The 18,762-nt window shown below is 65.6% G+C and carries 16 protein-coding genes and 4 tRNA genes; 8 read left to right on the top strand and 12 right to left on the bottom strand.

Annotation, left to right across the window (positions count from 1 at the left end):
• Positions 1-5: 5 nt before the first annotated feature.
• The 8 genes from lon to FEF15_RS01160 all read right to left on the bottom strand — a co-directional run bounded on the left by lon (position 6) and on the right by FEF15_RS01160 (position 6,703).
• Positions 6-2,414 (bottom strand): endopeptidase La, encoded by a 2,409-nt coding sequence (gene lon / locus FEF15_RS01125; protein ID WP_163557241.1) that lies wholly within the window; start codon positions 2,412-2,414, stop codon positions 6-8.
• 152 nt (positions 2,415-2,566) lie between these two features.
• Complete coding sequence (gene clpX / locus FEF15_RS01130) at positions 2,567-3,844, bottom strand: ATP-dependent Clp protease ATP-binding subunit ClpX (protein ID WP_163557242.1); 1,278 nt, start codon at positions 3,842-3,844, stop codon at positions 2,567-2,569.
• Between the two features lie 74 nt (positions 3,845-3,918).
• Positions 3,919-4,539, bottom strand: coding sequence for an ATP-dependent Clp endopeptidase proteolytic subunit ClpP (gene clpP, locus FEF15_RS01135; RefSeq protein ID WP_163557243.1), 621 nt, complete (start codon positions 4,537-4,539; stop codon positions 3,919-3,921).
• Between the two features lie 95 nt (positions 4,540-4,634).
• Positions 4,635-5,990, bottom strand: a complete 1,356-nt coding sequence (tig, locus tag FEF15_RS01140) for a trigger factor (RefSeq protein ID WP_163557244.1) — start codon at positions 5,988-5,990, stop codon at positions 4,635-4,637.
• Positions 5,991-6,264: 274 nt separating this feature from the next.
• Positions 6,265-6,339: transfer RNA gene (locus FEF15_RS01145), tRNA-His, on the bottom strand.
• A gap of 25 nt (positions 6,340-6,364) precedes the next feature.
• Positions 6,365-6,439: transfer RNA gene (locus tag FEF15_RS01150), tRNA-His, on the bottom strand.
• 43 nt (positions 6,440-6,482) lie between these two features.
• Positions 6,483-6,559: transfer RNA gene (locus FEF15_RS01155), tRNA-Arg, on the bottom strand.
• 67 nt (positions 6,560-6,626) lie between these two features.
• A tRNA-Pro gene (locus FEF15_RS01160) sits at positions 6,627-6,703 on the bottom strand.
• 219 nt (positions 6,704-6,922) lie between these two features.
• Between FEF15_RS01160 and folD the strand changes: the two genes are divergently transcribed.
• The 3 genes from folD to mtnN are packed head-to-tail and all read left to right on the top strand — an operon-like array spanning position 6,923 to position 9,113.
• The gene (folD, locus tag FEF15_RS01165; protein ID WP_163557245.1) at positions 6,923-7,801 is read left to right on the top strand and encodes a bifunctional methylenetetrahydrofolate dehydrogenase/methenyltetrahydrofolate cyclohydrolase FolD; all 879 of its coding nucleotides are present in this window, start codon (positions 6,923-6,925) and stop codon (positions 7,799-7,801) included.
• 59 nt (positions 7,802-7,860) lie between these two features.
• Entirely contained in the window at positions 7,861-8,334 is a 474-nt protein-coding gene (locus FEF15_RS01170) for an S-ribosylhomocysteine lyase (protein ID WP_163557246.1), read from the top strand.
• A 38-nt stretch (positions 8,335-8,372) separates the two neighbouring features.
• Positions 8,373-9,113: a 5'-methylthioadenosine/S-adenosylhomocysteine nucleosidase gene (gene mtnN, locus FEF15_RS01175; RefSeq protein WP_163557247.1), complete on the top strand. Its 741-nt coding sequence runs from the start codon at positions 8,373-8,375 to the stop codon at positions 9,111-9,113.
• An 89-nt stretch (positions 9,114-9,202) separates the two neighbouring features.
• Here the strand turns inward: mtnN and pyrC are convergent, their stop codons facing one another.
• On the bottom strand, positions 9,203-10,240 hold the full coding sequence (pyrC, locus tag FEF15_RS01180; RefSeq protein WP_163557248.1) for a dihydroorotase: 1,038 nt from the start codon (positions 10,238-10,240) through the stop codon (positions 9,203-9,205).
• Positions 10,241-10,399: 159 nt separating this feature from the next.
• Here pyrC and FEF15_RS01185 point away from each other — a divergent pair, with 159 nt between their 5' ends.
• The gene (locus FEF15_RS01185) at positions 10,400-10,813 is read left to right on the top strand and encodes a hypothetical protein (RefSeq protein ID WP_163557249.1); all 414 of its coding nucleotides are present in this window, start codon (positions 10,400-10,402) and stop codon (positions 10,811-10,813) included.
• A gap of 21 nt (positions 10,814-10,834) precedes the next feature.
• Here the strand turns inward: FEF15_RS01185 and FEF15_RS01190 are convergent, their stop codons facing one another.
• From FEF15_RS01190 to FEF15_RS01200, 3 genes are all read right to left on the bottom strand, one after another.
• Positions 10,835-12,079, bottom strand: coding sequence for an FAD-binding oxidoreductase (locus FEF15_RS01190; protein ID WP_163557250.1), 1,245 nt, complete (start codon positions 12,077-12,079; stop codon positions 10,835-10,837).
• 100 nt (positions 12,080-12,179) lie between these two features.
• Positions 12,180-12,641 carry a TerB family tellurite resistance protein gene (locus FEF15_RS01195; RefSeq protein ID WP_163557251.1) on the bottom strand — a complete coding sequence of 154 codons (462 nt, stop codon included), beginning with the start codon at positions 12,639-12,641 and terminating at the stop codon, positions 12,180-12,182.
• Between the two features lie 122 nt (positions 12,642-12,763).
• Positions 12,764-13,456, bottom strand: a complete 693-nt coding sequence (locus FEF15_RS01200; RefSeq protein WP_163557252.1) for a GntR family transcriptional regulator — start codon at positions 13,454-13,456, stop codon at positions 12,764-12,766.
• 197 nt (positions 13,457-13,653) lie between these two features.
• Between FEF15_RS01200 and FEF15_RS01205 the strand changes: the two genes are divergently transcribed.
• From FEF15_RS01205 to FEF15_RS01220, 4 genes are all read left to right on the top strand, one after another.
• Positions 13,654-15,210 carry an ABC transporter substrate-binding protein gene (locus FEF15_RS01205; RefSeq protein WP_163557253.1) on the top strand — a complete coding sequence of 519 codons (1,557 nt, stop codon included), beginning with the start codon at positions 13,654-13,656 and terminating at the stop codon, positions 15,208-15,210.
• Positions 15,211-15,281: 71 nt separating this feature from the next.
• Positions 15,282-16,259, top strand: coding sequence for an ABC transporter permease (locus FEF15_RS01210; RefSeq protein WP_163557254.1), 978 nt, complete (start codon positions 15,282-15,284; stop codon positions 16,257-16,259).
• The gene (locus FEF15_RS01215; RefSeq protein ID WP_163557255.1) at positions 16,256-17,092 is read left to right on the top strand and encodes an ABC transporter permease; all 837 of its coding nucleotides are present in this window, start codon (positions 16,256-16,258) and stop codon (positions 17,090-17,092) included. Before FEF15_RS01210 ends, FEF15_RS01215 begins: the two co-directional genes overlap by 4 nt.
• Positions 17,093-17,113: 21 nt before the next feature.
• Positions 17,114-18,727, top strand: a complete 1,614-nt coding sequence (locus FEF15_RS01220) for an ABC transporter ATP-binding protein (RefSeq protein ID WP_163557256.1) — start codon at positions 17,114-17,116, stop codon at positions 18,725-18,727.
• Positions 18,728-18,762: the final 35 nt, after the last annotated feature.

Consider the following 18,762-nt stretch of genomic DNA (forward strand, 5'->3'; position numbering starts at 1 on the left):
AATGATCAATGCGTGCTGATCATTGAAGCCGAGGCTGCCGGCTCATCCGCGCGGGAATCCTCACCTTTCACCTCGGTTATTTCTGTCAGTGCAGCTTCCAGAACCTCGTCGATCCAACGCACGGGCCGGATTTCCAGTGCATCCTTGATGTTGTCCGGGACCTCCTTGAGGTCACGACGATTCTCTTCCGGAATGAGCACCGACTTTATACCACCGCGGCGGGCAGCCAGCAATTTCTCCTTTAGCCCACCGATCGGCATCACTTCACCGCGCAGGTTCACTTCGCCGGTCATGGCCAGGTCACAACGAACCGGTCGACCGGTATAGGCGGAGACCATGGCCGTGACCATGGCAATGCCCGCACTGGGACCATCCTTGGGCGTAGCCCCTTCCGGAACGTGGATGTGCAGGTCTTCCTTCTCGAAACGCTCGGGATCGATGCCCAGCTTCAGTGCCCGGGCACGCACCACGGTTTGCGCGGCGCTCACCGACTCCTTCATGACATCGCCGAGCGAGCCGGTCTTGTTGATGCGCCCCTTGCCGGGGGTGACCACCGATTCGATGTTGAGCAGTTCGCCGCCCACCGAGGTCCAGGCAAGACCGGTGACCCGCCCCACCTGATCCTCCTGATCGGCCAGGCCATAGCTGTAGCGGCGCACGCCGGCATGGGTCTCGATATCCGCAGCGGTGAGCGTCGCCGGGGCCTGCGCTCCGGCGTGCTCCTCACCTTCGAGGCGCTGGCGCAGCACCTTGCGGCACACCTTGGCGATCTGGCGCTCGAGCTCGCGGACGCCCGCCTCGCGAGTATAGTAGCGGATCAGTTCGAGCAGCGCCTCGTCGGAGAACGCCAGTTCCTCATCCTTGAAGCCGTTGGCCTTGAGCTGCTTGGGCACCAGATAGCGCCGAGCAATGGCGAGCTTCTCGTCCTCGGTGTAGCCCGGCAGGCGAATGACCTCCATGCGATCCAGCAGCGGACCGGGAATGTTCATCGAGTTGGCGGTGCAGATGAACATGGTCTCGGAGAGGTCGTAATCCAGCTCCAGGTAGTGATCGCTGAATTTGTCGTTCTGCTCCGGATCGAGCACTTCCAGCAAGGCCGAGGCCGGGTCACCGCGATGGTCCATGCCGATCTTGTCGACCTCGTCGAGCAGGAACAGCGGGTTCTTGACCCCGGCCTTGCTCATGCGCTGGATCAGCTTGCCGGGCAGTGAACCGATATAGGTGCGGCGATGGCCGCGGATCTCGGACTCGTCGCGTACGCCCCCGAGCGCCAGGCGCACGTACTTGCGGTTGGTGGCACGGGCGATGGATTGCCCCAGCGACGTCTTGCCCACGCCGGGCGGGCCGACCAGGCACAGCACCGGCCCCTTGAGCTTGCGCACGCGCTTCTGGACGGCCAGATACTCGAGAATGCGTTCCTTCACCTCGTCCAGGCCATAGTGATCCTCGTCAAGCACCTGGTGGGCGTGCACCAGGTCATGCTTGACCCGGGAGCGCTTCTTCCAGGGCACGGAGATCAACCAATCGAGCCAGGAGCGCACCACCGTGGCTTCGGCGGAGCTGGGCGACATCATCTTCAGCTTGCCGAGCTCCTGGGAGGCCTTCTCGCGGGCCTCCTTGGGCATACCCGATTCCTCGATGGCATTCTCGTACTTCTCGGCCTCGTTGGGTACGTTCTCGAGCTCGCCCATCTCCTTCTGGATGGCCTTCATCTGCTCGTTGAGATAGTACTCACGCTGGGCCTTCTCCATCTGATCCTTGACGCGCGAGCGGATGCGCTTCTCGACCTGCAGCAGGTCGATCTCGGACTCGATCAGCGCCATCAGGTGCTCGATGCGGTCGCGCACCCGGTCCATCTCGAGCAGCTGCTGCTTGTCATGGATCTTCAACGACAGGTGGGCACAGATGGTGTCGACCAGTCGACTGGGATCCTCGATGCCTGACAGCGAGTTGAGCACCTCGTTGGGCACTTTCTTGGAGAGCTTGACGTACTGCTCGAACTGGTTGAGCAGCACGCGCACCAAGGCCTCCTGCTCGCGCTCGGTGAGCGGCTGACTGTCGCGCAGCACGGCCTCGGCCTGGCTGTAGCCGCCGTCGGTGTGGTGGACGGCCCGCAGATCGGCGCGTGAGGTCCCCTCGATCAGTACCTTGACCGTGCCATCGGGCAGCTTGAGCAGCTGCATGATCTCGGCCACGGTACCGATGGTGAAGAGATCATCGGTGCCCGGATCGTCTTGGCCGGCCTCACGCTGGGCCACCAGCAGCACGCGCTTGTCCGCTTCCATGGCAGCGTCGAGGGCCTGGATCGACTTTTCGCGCCCCACGAACAGCGGTATCACCATCTGCGGATAGACGACGACATCGCGCAGTGGCAAGAGGGGCAGACTCAGGGTCTGTTCGGCGTTCTGCTGCATCGCAGACTTTCCTCAAACGTAATCGGGTGGATATTCAAGGAGTGGGGGCATGACGCGGTCGTTGCAAGGGCCTGGGCGGCCGTAACGCACAAAGGGGTCGCCAGGCGACCCCTTGCATTCGCTACAGGCTCGAAGTAAGAACGTGCCGCGCCTCAGCCGTCGGTACCGTCGACGCGCTGCTCCTGCTGGGAATAGATGAGCAGCGGGTCGCTCTCGCCGGCGATCACCGCGGCATCGATGACCACCTTGGTCACCCCCTCCATGGAGGGAATCTCGTACATGGTGTCGAGCAGCACCGACTCAAGGATGGAGCGCAGGCCCCGGGCGCCGGTCTTGCGGGCCATGGCCTTCTGAGCAACGGCGCGCAGGGCGTCTTCGCGGAACTCGAGCTCGACGTCTTCCATGTCGAAGAGGCGCGAGTACTGCTTGATCAGCGAGTTCTTCGGCTCGGTGAGGATCTGGATGAGCGCATCCTCGCTGAGCTCGGTGAGGGTCGCGATCACCGGCAGGCGACCCACGAACTCGGGAATCAGGCCGAACTTCACCAGGTCCTCGGGCTCGACGTCGAGCAGCAGGTCGCCCACGCCCTTGGTCTCGTCCTTGCTCTTCACCGTAGCATTGAAGCCGATGCCGCCCTTCTCGGCGCGATCGCGAATCACCTTGTCCAGGCCGGCAAAGGCACCGCCGACGATGAACAGGATGTTGGCAGTATCGACCTGCAGGAACTCCTGCTGGGGATGCTTGCGCCCGCCCTGGGGCGGCACAGACGCCGTGGTGCCTTCGATCAGCTTGAGCAGCGCCTGCTGGACGCCCTCTCCCGACACGTCACGCGTGATGGAGGGGTTGTCCGACTTGCGCGAGATCTTGTCGATCTCGTCGATGTAGACGATGCCGCGCTGGGCCTTCTCGACGTCGTATTCACATTTCTGGAGCAGCTTCTGGATGATGTTCTCGACGTCCTCGCCGACATAGCCCGCCTCGGTGAGGGTGGTGGCATCGGCGATGGTGAAGGGCACGTTGAGCAGCCGCGCCATGGTCTCGGCCAGCAGCGTCTTGCCGCTGCCGGTGGGACCGATGAGCAGGATGTTGGACTTGCCCAGTTCGACGTCATCCCCCTTCACGCCGGCACGCAACCGCTTGTAGTGATTGTAGACGGCCACGGACAGCACCGTCTTGGCACGGTCCTGACCAATCACATAGTCATCCAGCGTGTGGCGGATCTCGCGGGGAACGGGCAGACGCTCCTCGTCGCTCTCGGCATCGGCATCGAGAACTTCCTCGCGAATGATGTCGTTGCACAGATCGACACACTCGTCACAGATATACACGGACGGGCCGGCGATGAGCTTGCGCACTTCGTTCTGGTTCTTGCCACAGAACGAGCAGTAGAGCAGCTTGCCGCCTTCGTCCTTGCCTTTGCCGTCGGCCATTCGCGTACCTCTGTCGCTTCGGCGGCACGGTGCCGCCGGTGATCACGTATCGGGGGCGTGTCTAGATCACGCTATCAGGATGTCGGCCGCTTATCCAGCACGGCATCGATCAGGCCATACTCCGCGGCCTCAGCGCCGCTCATGAAGTTGTCGCGATCGGTATCCCGGGCGATGGTCTCGATGGCCTGGCCGGTATGGTGGGCCAGGATGCGGTTGAGCTTGTCGCGGATGCCGAGAATCTCGCGGGTATGGATCTCGATGTCCGAGGCCTGCCCCTGATAGCCGCCGAGGGGCTGGTGAATCATCATCCGCGAGTTGGGCAGGCAGTAGCGCTTACCGGCCGCGCCACCGGCCAACAGCAGCGCCCCCATGCTGGCAGCCTGGCCGAGGCACACGGTGGAGACATCCGGCTTGACGAACTGCATGGTGTCGTAGATCGACATGCCCGCGGTCACCCCGCCACCCGGCGAGTTGATGTACAGGTGGATGTCCTTGTCCGGGTTCTCGGATTCAAGGAACAGCAGCTGGGCCACCACCAGGTTGGCAGTGTAGTCTTCCACCGGACCGATCAGGAAGATCACACGCTCCTTGAGCAGGCGGGAGTAGATGTCGTAGGCCCGCTCGCCGCGCGCGCTCTGCTCGACCACCATCGGCACCAGGCCGCCGGCGTTGTGGATATCGAACTCGTTGCTCATCTGTTTGATGTCCTTGCATCCGCTGAATGGAAGCAACTGGGCCACCCCGTCCGTCGCGGGCAGACCGTCGACGAACGGGGTCGGCTGCTGGCACCTCAGGCCTTGTCGGCCTCGCCTTCCGTGTTCGCTTCGTCGTCCTGCTCAGGCTGCTGCTGGGCCGCAGCCAGCGCCTCCTGGTAGCTCATCTCCACGTCCTTGACGGTAGCCTGCTCGAGAAGGCGATCGACGGCCTTCTCCTCGAGCAGCGCCGACTTGACCTGGGTCTTCAGCTGGTCGTTGCCCATGTAGTAGTCAACGACCTGCTGCGGCTCCTGGTATTGCTCGGCGAGCTCCTCGACGCGCGCCTTGATCTCGTCATCGGTGGCGTCGAGCTCACCCTGTTTGATCACCTCGGCCAGCAGCAGCCCCACCTGAACGCGCCCCTTGGCCTGTTCGGCGAACAGCTCATTGGGCAGCTGGGAAACGTCGAAATCCTCGCCGAGGCCGAACTGCTGGGCGGCCTGCCGCTTGAGGGCGTCGGTCTCCTGCTGGATCAGCGCCTGCGGCACCGGCACCTCGTTGGCCTTCTTGAGCGCCTCGAGCACCTGCTGCTTGACGCGGTTGTCGACCGCCTGCTTGGCCTCGCGGGTCATGTTCTTCTTGACCTCGGCGCGGAAGGCCTCGACATCACCTCCTTCGACACCGAAGCGCTGGATGAATTCAGCGTCGACCTCCGGCAGCTGCTGGGCACTGACCTTGTGCACCTTGACCTTGAAGGTCGCTTCCTTGCCGGCCAGGTGCTCGGCCTGGTAGTCCTCCGGGAAGGTAACCTTGACCTCCTTCTCGTCGCCGGCCTTGGCCCCCACCAGCTGCTCCTCGAAGCCGGGAATGAAGCTGCCTGACCCCAGCACCAGCTCGTGCCCCTCGGCGCTGCCCCCCTCGAAGGGCTCGTCACCCAGGAAGCCCTGGAAGTCGATGGTCAGTTGGTCGCCGTCCTCGGCGGCACGCTCGACCTCTTCCCAGCTGGCGTTCTGCTTGCGCAGCGTCTCGATCATCTCGTCGACGTCGGCATCGGTCACTTCAACCACCGGCCGTTCGACTTCCGTTCCCTCGATGGAGGCGAGCTCGATTTCCGGGTAGACCTCCAGGGAGGCAACGAACTCGAGGTCCTTGCCAGCCTCGTTGACCTGCGGCTCGATATTCGGATACCCCGCCGGATTGAGGTTCTCTTCGGTGATGGCCTTGACGTAGCGCTCGCGCATCACTTCGCCCACCACTTCGTCGCGCACCCCGCGGCCGTAGCGCTGACGGACCACGGACAGGGGCACATGGCCCTTGCGGAAACCGTCCAGGCGCACGTTCTTCGCGGTGTCCTTGAGGCGAGCCTCGACGGCTTGATCGACCTCGGCCGCAGGCACCTGGAACGTGACACGGCGCTCGATCTGGGAGGTCGCTTCGACGGAAACTTGCATGAATAGTCCTCTACCGACTGGGGGCGTTGTGTTGAATGCGTGGATGCGTAAAAGAGTGATTTTAAGAATCCCACCCTGCGCTGGCAAGCGCCACGGCCTTGAGATGGGGGCACCGGCGGGCATTGCAAGGGGCGTATCGACGGGATTTTTCCAACATCGGGAAGCAGCGTGCAGCCGTGCTGCCGATACCGCGCGAACAAAAAAAACGACGCACAGGTCGCAGTCGACCGAAGGGCCGGGAAGAGACTGGGGCAGGAAGGGAAAACCGGTGCAATGGGGTGGATGATGGGGATCGAACCCACGACCACCGGAGCCACAATCCGGGGCTCTACCACTGAGCTACATCCACCACTGCAATACCGGGTACGTCGAGATGGGGTGGATGATGGGGATCGAACCCACGACCACCGGAGCCACAATCCGGGGCTCTACCACTGAGCTACATCCACCATATCGACTGCTCGAACCGCTGACTCCCAACTGCGCACGGCATGGCGCGCCCAGCAGGACTCGAACCTGCAACCCACGGCTTAGAAGGCCGTTGCTCTATCCGGTTGAGCTATGGGCGCATTCTATGTTCAATGACGCCAGACCGCAACCCTGAACGCGAATTTCATCAATTCAAACAGGAGGTTGTGGTCGGGGTGGAGGGATTTGAACCCCCGACATCCTGCTCCCAAAGCAGGCGCGCTACCAGACTGCGCTACACCCCGCCGGCCTTCGCACGGCCTCGATGCCGCCATCGGGCCTCATCGAGCGCTGCGTATTCTACCCGAGAATCCCCCACGGTCAATAGCCGCCTGACCTGACAGGGCTTTAGCGCTTTGCCTGAGCAGGCGACCGTGCGAAAATCCCCACCCTTTCTGGTGCCTACCCGCTGCCGCCGGCACCCTTTCGCTACCATCCGTTCACCACCACCAGGGGAAGAGACGATGACCGCTCAACGCATCGATGGCAAAGCCGTAGCCGCCGAGGTCCGCCAGCAGGTCGCGCGCCAGGTGGAGGCGCGCCATGCCGAAGGCAAGCGCACACCCGGCTTGGCTGTCATCGTGGTGGGCGACGACCCAGCCTCCCACGTCTACGTGAGCAACAAGCATCGCGCCTGCGAGCAGGCCGGCGTGCTCTCTTTCCGTCATACGCTGCCCGACGACACCACCCAGCAGGCGCTCGAAAGGCTGATCGACGACCTCAATGCCGACCCGAGGGTCGACGGCATTCTCCTTCAGTTGCCGCTGCCCGCCCACCTCGACGAACGGCCACTGCTCGAGCGCATCCTGCCCGACAAGGACGTCGACGGCTTCCACCCCTACAACCTCGGCCGCCTCGCGCAGCGCCTTCCCCTGCTGCGTCCCTGCACCCCCAAGGGAGTGATGACGCTGCTGGCGGCCAGCGGGCTCAAGGTGCGCGGCCTGGATGCTACCGTGGTGGGCGCCTCCAATATCGTCGGCCGCCCCATGGCACTGGAACTGATGCTCGCCGGCTGCACCACCACGGTGTGCCACCGATTCACCCGTGATCTGGAGGCCCACGTGCGCCGCGCCGAGCTGCTCGTGGTGGCCGTGGGCAAACCGGGTATCGTCAAGGGCGAGTGGGTACGCGACGATGCGATCGTCATCGACGTGGGCATCAACCGCGAGGCGGATGGTCGCCTGGTGGGCGACGTGGAATTCGGCCCCGCCGCCGAGCGGGCGTCCTGGATCACCCCCGTGCCGGGCGGTGTCGGCCCCATGACCGTCGCCTCGTTGCTCGAGAACACCCTGCACGCCGCGGAACTGCATGACGCCATGGCACCGGCGTCGCCTCAAGACTGACAGGCCGGGGTGCTTCGTCTAGAATGCGCGTTTTCTCTTTCACCTGCCGGAGCGCGCCCATGAGCGACAAGATGAACGTCGAAAGCTTCAACCTCGACCACACCAAGGTGAAGGCCCCCTACGTGCGCCTGGCCGACATCAAGACCGGCGCGAACGGCGATCGCATTCACAAGTACGACATGCGCATCTGCCAGCCCAACCAGGACCACATGGAGATGCCCGCCCTGCACTCCCTGGAGCACCTGATGGCCGAGCTGTCGCGGAACCATTCCGACAAGGTCGTCGACATCAGCCCCATGGGGTGCCAGACCGGCTTCTACGTGGCCCTGATCAACCACAACGACTACGACGACGTGCTGCGCCTGCTGCAGCACACTCTCGAGGACGTGCTGGAAGCCACCGAGGTGCCCGCCTGCAACGAGATGCAGTGCGGCTGGGCGGCCAGCCACAGCCTGGAAGGCGCCCAGACCATCGCCCGCCGCTTCCTCGCCCAGCGCGACGAGTGGCCCCAGGTCTTCGCCGAGCCGGCGTGATCCCGCTTTCCTGACCTCGCCGGAGAGAACGCAAAAAGATGAAACGCATCGGCATTATCGGCGCCATGGCCCAGGAAGTGGCCCACCTCGCCTCGCTGCTGGAAGGCGGCCGGACCCGCACCCACGTCGGCTGCACCTTCCATCACGGGCGCCTTCATGGCGTGGACGTGGTGATCCTGCAATCCGGCATCGGCAAGGTAAATGCCGCCATCGGCACCACCCTGCTGCTTGACGTCTACCAGCCAGAAGCGATCATCAACACCGGCTCGGCGGGAGGCTTCGGCGAGGGCCTGACCATCGGCGACATCGTGGTCTCCAGCGAAGTGCGCCATCACGACGTCGATGCCGTGGTGTTCGGCTACGAGCACGGCCAGGTGCCGAAGATGCCGGCCGCCTACCTGCCCGACGAACGGCTGGTGCGCGTCGCGCGCGAATGCGTCGAGGCGCTCGGCGAGGTGCGCGTGGTGGAAGGCCTGATCGCCACCGGCGACGTCTTCATGGCCTGCCCCGAGCGGGTCGCTCAGACACGCTCGCGTTTTCCCACCATGCTCGCCGCCGAGATGGAAGCCGCCGCTATTGCCCAGACCTGCCACCTCTATGGCTGTCCCTTCGTGGTGATTCGCGCCCTCTCCGACATCGCCGGCGGCGGCGACAACCACCTCTCCTTCGAGCAGTTCCTCGACCAGGCAGCCGACCACTCCGCTCGCATGGTCGAGGCCATGGTCGCTCGCCTGGCCACCCCCGCGCCCCAGGTCGATTCCCAGACAGTCGCAGGCTGAGCCGTCAGCCGAGAACAAGCCGAGATCGAACGGCCGCCCTCAAGGGCGGCTGTTGCGTCTCACTCGAGCGCGGCTCTCGAAGCCGCGAATCAGCGGGCCAGCTGCCATTCCAGGCTTTCTCCCGCCAGCAGCGGCACGATGCGTTGGCCATCCGCGTAGGGCAGCGAGGCCGGCAGCGTCCAGGGCTCGCGCACCAGAGTGACGCTATCGCGGTTGCGCGGCATGCCGTAGAAGTCGGGACCGAAGTGGCTGGCAAAGCCTTCCAGGCGCTTCAGGGCGCCGGCCTGTTCGAACGCCGTGGCGTAAAGCTCGATGGCCGCCGGGGCGGTATAGGCGCCGGCGCAACCGCAGGCCGACTCCTTGTCGCCCTGGGCATGGGGAGCACTGTCGGTCCCCAGGAAGAACTTGGGGCTGCCCGAGGTGGCCGCGACCAGCAGCGCCTCGCGATGCCGCTCGCGCTTGAGGATCGGCAGGCAGTAGTAGTGAGGGCGAATGCCGCCCACCAGCATGTGGTTGCGGTTGAAGAGCAGGTGATGGGCGGTGATGGTCGCCGCGACGTTGGCCGGTGCCTCGCTGACGAAACGGGCCGCCTCGGCAGTGGTGATGTGCTCGCACACCACCTTGAGGTCGGGATGCCGTTCGAGCAGCGGCTTCAACACCTCCTCGATGAACACCGCCTCGCGATCGAAGATGTCGATCTCGGCAGCGGTCACCTCGCCGTGGACCAGCAGCGGCATGCCCAGCCGCGCCATGGTGGCAATCGCCGCCTCGCACTTGGCGAGGTCGGTGACTCCGGAAGCCGAATTGGTCGTCGCGCCGGCGGGATAGAGCTTCACCGCGTGCACGAGGCCGCTGGCATGGGCACGTTCGATCTCCTCGGCCGGGGTATTGTCGGTGAGGTAGAGCGTCATCAGCGGCTCGAAGGCACTGCCTTCGGGGCGCGCGGCGAGGATGCGTTCGCGGTAAGCCAGCGCCTGCTCGGTGGTGGTGACGGGCGGCTTGAGGTTGGGCATGATGATCGCCCGCCCCATCTGGCGGGCCGAGGCGGGAACCACGGCCTGCAAGGCATCGCCATCGCGCAGGTGCAGGTGCCAGTCGTCGGGTCGCGTCAGGGTGATAGCGTTCACGGTCGTTCCTGTGGTCGGCATGGATTGGCCAGTCGGCGCCTGGGGCACCGAGTATACCGCATGCCTGGGCGTACCGGGTGGCGTCAACCGCCAGGGAATCAGGCAGCGCGGCGCGATTTCCCGTATCATCGACGCCGTTTCAGCCGGAGAGTCATCGCCATGCCCAGAGTCCGCCACTACGCCGACATCGTCGCCATCCTGGCCGGCCTGATGTGGATCCTGGTGTTCTGGTCGGTGAGCATCTCGGCCAGCATGGACAGCATGGAACCGGTGCTCGCCGCCCTGCTATTGCTCGGCACCATGATCTTGCTGAGCTTCGTGCATCGCCCTATCCGCATCCACCTGAGCCGCTATCACGTGCGCAAGCGACGCACGGAAATGTGGATGCACATCCTGGCACTGCCCATGCTGCTGGCGCTGCTGCTCGGCGTGGTGCTGGAAGTGCTGATTGCCCCGCTCAGCGGCCAGCAGAAGATGCTGCTGTTCAACATCCTGGCCACCGCCGGCTGGGTGGTCTATGTGATGACCCTGGTGGTCAAGTTCATCATCCACCAGTGCAAGCGGCGGCGCTGACCGCCGTCGCACAGCCCTCGCCTAGAAGCGGTCGGCGCGGAAGGGCGTCATGTCCACAACCGGCTCTTCCCCTTCCATCATTTCCGCCAGCACGCGGCCCGTCACCGGCCCCAGGGTGAAGCCCTGGTGGCCATGGCCAAAGGCGAACCATAGCCCGTCATGGCGAGGCGCGGGACCGATTACCGGCTTCATGTCGGGCAGACAGGGGCGCGCGCCCTTCCAGGGCTCGGGGTCGAGGCGCTCACCCAGGCCGGGATAGAGGCGGCGCGCCTCGGCCTCGGCAGCATCCAGCTGACCGGAACGCGGCGGCGCGTCACGGGGCTCCAACTCGGCACCGGTGGTCAGGCGGATACCAGCGCGCATGGGCGCGAGAATGTAGCCCACCTCGGCGTCGAGCAGCCAGTGATGCAGGCGCCTCCCCGCCTCGGCGCCGTAGTGCATGTGATAGCCGCGCTTGACGAACGCCGGCAGGCGATAGCCGAGGGGCTTGAGCCAGTCGCCGGCCCAGGGCCCGAGCGCCACGACAATCTCCTGCGCCTCGTGTACACCGGCATCGGTATCCACCCGCCAGCCCTGGCCGGCCTGGCGCATCCCGCTCACCTCGGCCTGCAAGAAGCGCCCGCCCTCGCGTTCGAAGGCCTCGGCGTAGGCGGCGACCAGCGCGCCAGGATCGACCGCCCCCCAGGCATTGGTCCAGTGGATCGCCCCGGCTGGACCGTCGGCCAGCTGCGGTTCGCGGTCCCGCAGCCCGGCGGCGTCCAGCAGCTCATGAGTCACCCCGAATCGCTCGGCAGCGTCTTGTGCTTCGGCCGCACGCGCATCCAGGCCCGCCCGGCTGCGGTAGACCTCCAGCCAGCCCTGCTTCTTGATCAGGTCTTCGGCCCCGGCCGCGGTGAACATCTCGGCGTGCTCCTGGGTGCACAGGGTGATCAGCGAGGCGTACTCGGGAATGATGCGCGCATGCTGGCGTGGCGCGGAGTGGCGCCAGTAGGCGAACAGCGGACCGGCCGCCTTGACCATGCCACGCAGGCTGTAGCGGATGTCGGCACGCCGGTTGGGCAGGACGTCGAGCAGCTTGCTCAGCTCGCGGGGGAAGGGATAGGGCCGCACCGCCTCGCGCTGGATCAGGCCACCGTTGCCGAAGGAGGTCTCCCGCCCCGGCCGCTGGCGATCCACCAGCAACACCGAGCGGCCGCGTCGCGCCAGGTGCCAGGCGATGGAAACGCCGATCATGCCGGCTCCCAGAACGATGGTTTCACGAGACATGCCTCTCCTCCGGATAGACGAACGACAGCGCCGCCAGCAGACGATGGCCGGCGGCGAAGCGCCATTCTAGCAGGCCGCACGAGGCGGCGCCGAGCGATGCTCAGCTTTCGGGAGCGGCGTCCTGCGCCTGCAGCTTGGTGCGGATGAAGTCGGAGTGACTGACGTGGAGCAGCTCGGCGAGCCGCCGGATGCGATGCTCCTCGAGGTGGTGGGCCTCACCGTCGGCCAGCGCCAAGGTCCACATCATGCGCACCAGTTCACAGCGCTCGGCGTAGCCGTAATGCTGCTTGACGAGACTGACGAACTGGTAGTGGTCGACCGCCTGCTCGGCTTCCTCGCCGGCCATCTGCAGCAGCTCCTCGAGGGCGTCGCTGGACAGGCCGAAGCGTCGCCCCAGCTGATCACGCAGCAGGGCGAGTTCACTGTCGTCGAGGTGGTAATCGGCACGCGCCACCTCGAAGAGCAAGGCCGCGGTGGCCAGCTCCAGAGTGGGCGCGGCGTCATCACTGGCGTCGGGGTCGGCCAGTGCGTGCTGGAAGAAACGCTGGATCCTGTCGAGCATGGCAAGCTCCCTGCGATACTGTCTTAGGACACCCCGGGCTTTATGACACCCCTGGCCCGGGCACGTTCATCCCGGCCTGACGGCGCCCCCTCACCCTACCCGGCCGTGATCGACAAGCCCCTTCACGGCGACGTCTCGCCGATACCCTGGACCACATAGTCGCGGGCCACGCCGATGTGATAATCGATCGCCTCGCGGCAGCGTCGCTCCCTGCCGGAGGCCAGCGACTCCAGCAGCGCCCAGTGCGAGGTGGCGATACTGTCGGGATCGGCGTGGGTCTTGCCGATCAGCGCGATGCACAAGCGCAGCTCATGGGCCAGGTCATCGAACGCCTTGAGCAGGCGACGGTTGCCGGCCAGGTCGATCATCAAGCGATGGAAGGCGAGGTCCTCCTCGATCTTGCGGCTCTCGCTGTCGCGAGCGGCCGCCTCGCACATGCGTTCGACCTGCCGATGCAGGGCCCGCTCGGCCTCGGCGTCATAGCGTGCCAGCAGCCGCTGCATGGCATGGCGCTCCAGGCACAGGCGCAGATCGAAGACATCGCCCAGCTCGGCGGCATCCAAGGCACGCACGAAGAAGCCACGGCGCGGTTGGGAAACCAGCAGACCACGACTCTCGAGCAGCCGCGCCGCCTCGCGCACCGGGGCACGGCTTACGCCCAGATCGCGTGCCAGCTGCACCTCGGAGAGGCGCTCGCCGGGCACGAAACGCTGATTGATGATCGACTGAGTGAGATAGTCGGCCACCTGCTCCACCAGGTTGCGCTGCTGGATGAAGGGGGATGACACGGCGGAGTCGGACAGGGTTGCAGGCATGACGGCTCGGGTTGGGGAGTCACTGTCCTAGAGTATGGCCGTTGACTTTGACTTGTCGACCGTCGATTGACGACTGTCGACAGTTTTTGCAGGCGCTGCTATGTTCAGATCGGTACCCGGCCACCTTGGCAACGATGCCGGGCATTCCCTACCCGACCTCCGCTCGACAACAGCATCAACAAGACTGGAGCAGGACGATGAAGACACCTCTCGCCATCGCCGTCGCGACTGCGGCAGCCCTTACCGCCAATGCCGCCTCGGCCGACGAGCCCACAACCGGCGGCGTGATCGACACCATCATCCAGCCGGAGCCCCCGGGCCTGGTGCTGGGCATGATCCAGAACGCCCCTACCCGTACCGTGGCCGGCAACATCTACGAGGGGCTACTGCGCTACGACACCGAGCTCAACCCGATGCCGCAGCTCGCCGAATCCTGGGAGATCAGCGACGACGGCCTCACCTACACCTTCCACCTGCGCGACGACGTCACCTGGCACGATGGCGAGCCCTTCACCGCCGAGGACGTGGTGTTCTCCGCCGATGTCTTCCATCGCGAACTCAACCCCAGCGCTCGCGCCGTGCTGCAGCACATCGACTCCATCGAGGCACTCGACGAGCGCACCGTCGAATTCACCCTCGAGGAGCCGTTCGGTCCCTTCCTGATCTCCTTCGAGGCCGGCACTTTCACCATGGTCCCCGAGCACATCTACGCGGGCACCGAGTTCCGCGACAACGAGGCCAACAATCACCCCATCGGCACGGGCCCGTTCAAGTTCGAGCGCTGGGATCGCGGCACGGTCATCCAGTTGGTCAAGAACGAGGACTACTACGAAGAGGGTCTGCCCTACCTCGATGGCATCAACTGGCACATCATTCCCGACGGCGCCTCGCGGGCCGTGGCCTACGAGAACGGCACCGTCGACGTGCTGCCCTACGGCACGGTGGAGAACTTCGACATTCCCCGCCTCACCGAGATGGACAACACCTGCGTGACCGACGAGGGGCACGAGTACTTCAGCCCCTTCGCCATGCTGTGGATGAACAACCGCGAAGGCCCCACCGCCGACAAGCGCTTCCGCCAGGCGGTGATGTACGCCATGGATCGCGAGTTCGCCCGCGACGTGCTGTGGAACGGTCTCGGCCAGGTGCCCCTGGGCGCCTTTGGCTCCAACGCCAGGTTCCAGAACGACGATCTCGAGCCGTTCGATCATGATCCGGAGCGCGCCCGCGAGCTGCTCGACGAGATGGGCTACGACGGCGAGGAAGTGCGCCTGCTGCCGCTGCCCTACGGCGAGACCTGGACCCGCTGGGCCGAGGCCGTGCAGCAGAACCTCAAGGAAGTGGGAATCAACGTGCGCACCGAAGCCACCGACGTGGGCGGCTGGAACCAGCGCCTCGGCGACTGGGATTATGACCTGGCCTTCACCTACCTCTACCAGTACGGCGATCCGGCGCTGGGCATCTCGCGCACCTACCTCTCCGACAACATCGAGAAGGGCTCGCCCTGGAACAACGTCGAGGGCTACGAGAACGAGCGGGTCGATGAGCTGTTCAACGCCGCCGCCACGGCCTACCCCGACGAGGAACGCGAGGCGCTCTACCACGAGGTGCAGGAAATTCTCCAGGAGGACGTGCCGGTGGGCTGGCTGCTGGAGCTCGGTTTCCCGACCATCTACCGCTGCGACGTCAAGAACCTGGTGACCTCGAGCGTCGGCGTCAACGACGGCTTCAAGGACGCCTGGCTCGATCGCTGACTGCGCCCCACGCACCGTGAAGGGCGGCCACTGCCGCCCTTCAGGTCCCGCACGTCGTCCGAGGCCCGCGCATGCTCTACGCCCGACTGATCGCTTCACGGCTCGTCAAGGCCGTGACCGTGCTCTTCCTGATCATCATCCTCAACTTCGTCCTGATCCAGCTCGCGCCGGGTGATCCCGCGGCGATTCTCGCCGGCGAGGCCGGCGCCACCGACGAGGAGTTCCTGCGCCAGCTGCGCGAACGCTTCGGCCTCGACGAGCCGCTCCACGTGCAGCTGTGGCGTTACGTCTCGGGCGTCGCCATGCTGGATTTCGGGTTTTCCTACCGCCAGCAGATGCCGGTGCTCGACCTCATTCTGGCGCGTCTGCCCGCCACCCTGCTGCTCACCGGCACCGCCTTCGTGCTTTCCCTGGGCCTGGGCATCCTGGCCGGCTCCCTGGCCGCGGCGCGGGTCAAGAAGCCCTCCGGCTCACTGATCATGGCGCTCGCCCTGCTTTTCTACGCCACCCCGCTGTTCTGGGTGGCGCTGATGGCCGTGGTGCTCTTCTCGGTCTATCTCGACTGGCTGCCGGCCTACGGCATGTTCACGGTGGGCGCCGGTCATACCGGGCTGGCCCTCGCACTCGACGTCGGCAAGCACCTGATCCTGCCGGCCACGACGCTCGCGCTCTTCTTCATGGCAATCTATACGCGCATGACCCGCGCCTCGATGCTCGAGGCCTCGCAGCAGGATTACGTCAAGACCGCTCGCGCCAAGGGACTGAAGGACAGCGTCATCCAGCGGCGCCACATCCTGCGCAACGCCCTCTTGCCGATCATCACCCTGGCCGGCCTCCAGGCGGGACAGATGGTGGGCGGGGCCATCCTGACCGAGACGGTGTTCGCCTGGCCCGGCATCGGCCGGCTGATGTTCGAGGCGCTGCAGCAGCGCGACTACAACCTGCTGCTCGGCATCTTCTTCTTCTCGGCGGCGCTGGTGATCGTCTTCAATATCGTCACCGATCTCGTCTACCGCCTGGCCGACCCGCGCATCAAGGAGGCCTCATGAGCTTCTTCGCCCGCTTCGCCCAGAATCGCGGTGCCCTGATCGGGCTGATCATCCTCGTCGCCATCATCCTCATGGCGATTCTCGCCCCGTTGCTCTATCCCGAATCGCCCTGGCGCATGGTCCAGCGCCCCTTCCTGCCCCCGCTGGAAACGGAGGGCTTCCCGCTGGGCACGGACACGATGGGGCGCAACGTCGCCGCGGGGCTGATGCACGGCGCCTGGGTATCGCTGCTGATCGGGCTCGTCTCCACCAGCGTGGCGCTGTTGATCGGGGTGCCCATCGGCGCCGTGGCCGGCTATTTCGGCGGACTGATCGACGATGGCCTGATGCGCTTCACCGAGTTCTTCCAGACCATCCCCAACTTCGCCCTGGCCATCGTGCTGGTGGCGATCATGCAGCCCAGCGTGACCTCCATCGTGCTGGCCATCGCCCTGGTGAGCTGGCCGCCAGTGGCACGCCTGGTGCGCGCCGAGTTCCTCTCGCTGCGCCATCGCGAGTACGTGGAGGCCGCGCGCCTGGTAGGCCAGGGCAACGCCGCCATCATCCTGCGTCAGATCCTGCCCAACACCCTGTCGCCGATCATCGTGCTCGCCTCGCTGATGGTGGCCACGGCCATCCTGCTGGAATCCGCTCTCTCCTTCCTCGGGCTTGGCGACCCCAACGTGATGTCCTGGGGCTACATGATCGGCGCGGCACGCACCGTGATCCGGCAGGCGTGGTGGCTGAGCTTCTTCCCCGGCGTGGCGATCCTGCTCACCGTGCTCGCCCTCAACCTCGTCGGCGAGGGGCTCGACGACGCCCTCAACCCCAAGCTCGCTCGCGAACGCACTTGAGCCGCCCACCGGGAGAGTCCCATGACCGAAACCGTACTCAGCATTCGCGACCTGACCCTGGCGCTGCCCAAGGGGGCTGACCGCGCTTTCGCCGTGGAGCACGTCAGCTATGACGTGGCCGCCGGCGAGATTCTCTGCGTGGTCGGGGAGTCCGGCTCCGGCAAGTCGATGGCCGCCAACGCCGTGATGGGACTGCTGCCCAAGGGCGTCCACGCCACCGCCGGCGAGATCCTGTTCGATGGCCAGGACCTGCTGACCCTCGACGAGAACGCCCACCGCGCGCTGCGTGGCCTGCGCATCGGCATGATCTTCCAGGAGCCAATGACTGCGCTCAACCCGTTGATGCGCGTGGGAGCCCAGATCGCCGAGGTCTTCGAGGCCCACGGCCGCTACACGCCCAAGGAGCGCCAGGCACGCGCCCTGGCGCTGCTCGAGGAGGTGGGCATCCCCCAGCCCGAGCGCGCCATTCGCGCCTACCCTTTCCAGCTCTCGGGCGGCCAGCGCCAGCGGGTGATGATCGCCATGGCGCTGGCGCTGGAACCGGAACTGCTGATCGCCGACGAACCCACCACCGCGCTCGACGTCACCACCCAGGCGCAGATCCTCGAGCTGATCCGCGACCTTCAGCAGCGTCACGGCATGGCGGTGATGTTCATCACTCACGATTTCGGCGTGGTCGCCGAGGTTGCCACCCGCGTGTGCGTGATGCGCGAAGGGGAGGTCGTCGAGCTGGGCGAAGCCCGGGACGTGCTGGACCACCCCCGGCATGACTACACCCGAGCACTGATCGATGCCATTCCCACCAATGCCGTCCCGCCCACCCGTCGCCGGGAGGAAGAGACACCGCTCCTTGAAGTACGCCACCTCGACAAGGTGTTTCGCTCGCGCGGCGGCTTTTTCAAGCCGGCCCGCGAAGTGCAAGCACTCGATGATGTCAGCTTCACCCTGGGCCGCGGCGAAACCCTGGGCATCGTCGGCGAGTCAGGCTCCGGCAAGTCGACGCTGGGCCGCTGCGTGGTGCGCCTGGAGCGCCCCGATAGCGGCCAGCTACTGCTCGATGGCGTCGATTTCACCACTCTCAAGGGCGAGACCCTGCGGCGCGAGCGCCGGCGGGTGCAGATGATCTTCCAGGACCCCTACGCCTCGCTCAACCCGCGCACCCGAGTGGGCCTGGCCATCGCCCAGGGGCCCATCGCCAACGGTGTGCCGCGACAGCAGGCCCTGGCCAAGGCCGATGAGCTGCTGGCACTGGTGGGACTGGCCGGTGTCGCCGACCGCTTCCCCCACGAGTTTTCCGGCGGCCAGCGCCAGCGCATCGGCATCGCCCGCGCCCTGGCGCTGGAGCCGGAGCTGATCGTCGCCGACGAAGCCGTCTCGGCACTCGATGTCTCCATCCAGGCGCAGATCCTCGAATTGCTCGAGCAGTTGCAGCAAACGCTCTCGCTGTCGCTGCTCTTCATTACCCACGACCTGCGCGTGGCGGCCCAGATCTGCGACCGATTGATCGTCATGCAGCACGGCCGCATCGTCGAGCAGGGCTCCGCCGAGGCGATCTTCCGTACGCCCCAGGCCGCCTACACCCGGGAGCTCCTCGAGGCGATCCCCGGGCGGGATGCGGTACTCGCCAGTGCCTGATGCCTGATGCCTGATGCCTGATGCCTGATGCCTGA

This window comes from Halomonas sp. NO4 (assembly GCF_010994375.1).
In the GTDB taxonomy this organism is placed as follows: Bacteria; Pseudomonadota; Gammaproteobacteria; order Pseudomonadales; family Halomonadaceae; genus Halomonas.

Bases quoted from the DNA above. Each gene is read 5' to 3' on its own strand.
- lon (WP_163557241.1), bottom strand. From the start codon at position 2,414: ATGCAGCAGAACGCCGAACAGACCCTGAGTCTGCCCCTCTTGCCACTG.
- clpX (WP_163557242.1), bottom strand. From the start codon at position 3,844: ATGGCCGACGGCAAAGGCAAGGACGAAGGCGGCAAGCTGCTCTACTGC.
- clpP (WP_163557243.1), bottom strand. From the start codon at position 4,539: ATGAGCAACGAGTTCGATATCCACAACGCCGGCGGCCTGGTGCCGATG.
- tig (WP_163557244.1), bottom strand. From the start codon at position 5,990: ATGCAAGTTTCCGTCGAAGCGACCTCCCAGATCGAGCGCCGTGTCACG.
- folD (WP_163557245.1), top strand. From the start codon at position 6,923: ATGACCGCTCAACGCATCGATGGCAAAGCCGTAGCCGCCGAGGTCCGC.
- FEF15_RS01170 (WP_163557246.1), top strand. From the start codon at position 7,861: ATGAGCGACAAGATGAACGTCGAAAGCTTCAACCTCGACCACACCAAG.
- mtnN (WP_163557247.1), top strand. From the start codon at position 8,373: ATGAAACGCATCGGCATTATCGGCGCCATGGCCCAGGAAGTGGCCCAC.
- FEF15_RS01185 (WP_163557249.1), top strand. From the start codon at position 10,400: ATGCCCAGAGTCCGCCACTACGCCGACATCGTCGCCATCCTGGCCGGC.
- FEF15_RS01190 (WP_163557250.1), bottom strand. From the start codon at position 12,079: ATGTCTCGTGAAACCATCGTTCTGGGAGCCGGCATGATCGGCGTTTCC.
- FEF15_RS01195 (WP_163557251.1), bottom strand. From the start codon at position 12,641: ATGCTCGACAGGATCCAGCGTTTCTTCCAGCACGCACTGGCCGACCCC.
- FEF15_RS01200 (WP_163557252.1), bottom strand. From the start codon at position 13,456: ATGCCTGCAACCCTGTCCGACTCCGCCGTGTCATCCCCCTTCATCCAG.
- FEF15_RS01205 (WP_163557253.1), top strand. From the start codon at position 13,654: ATGAAGACACCTCTCGCCATCGCCGTCGCGACTGCGGCAGCCCTTACC.
- FEF15_RS01210 (WP_163557254.1), top strand. From the start codon at position 15,282: ATGCTCTACGCCCGACTGATCGCTTCACGGCTCGTCAAGGCCGTGACC.
- FEF15_RS01215 (WP_163557255.1), top strand. From the start codon at position 16,256: ATGAGCTTCTTCGCCCGCTTCGCCCAGAATCGCGGTGCCCTGATCGGG.
- FEF15_RS01220 (WP_163557256.1), top strand. From the start codon at position 17,114: ATGACCGAAACCGTACTCAGCATTCGCGACCTGACCCTGGCGCTGCCC.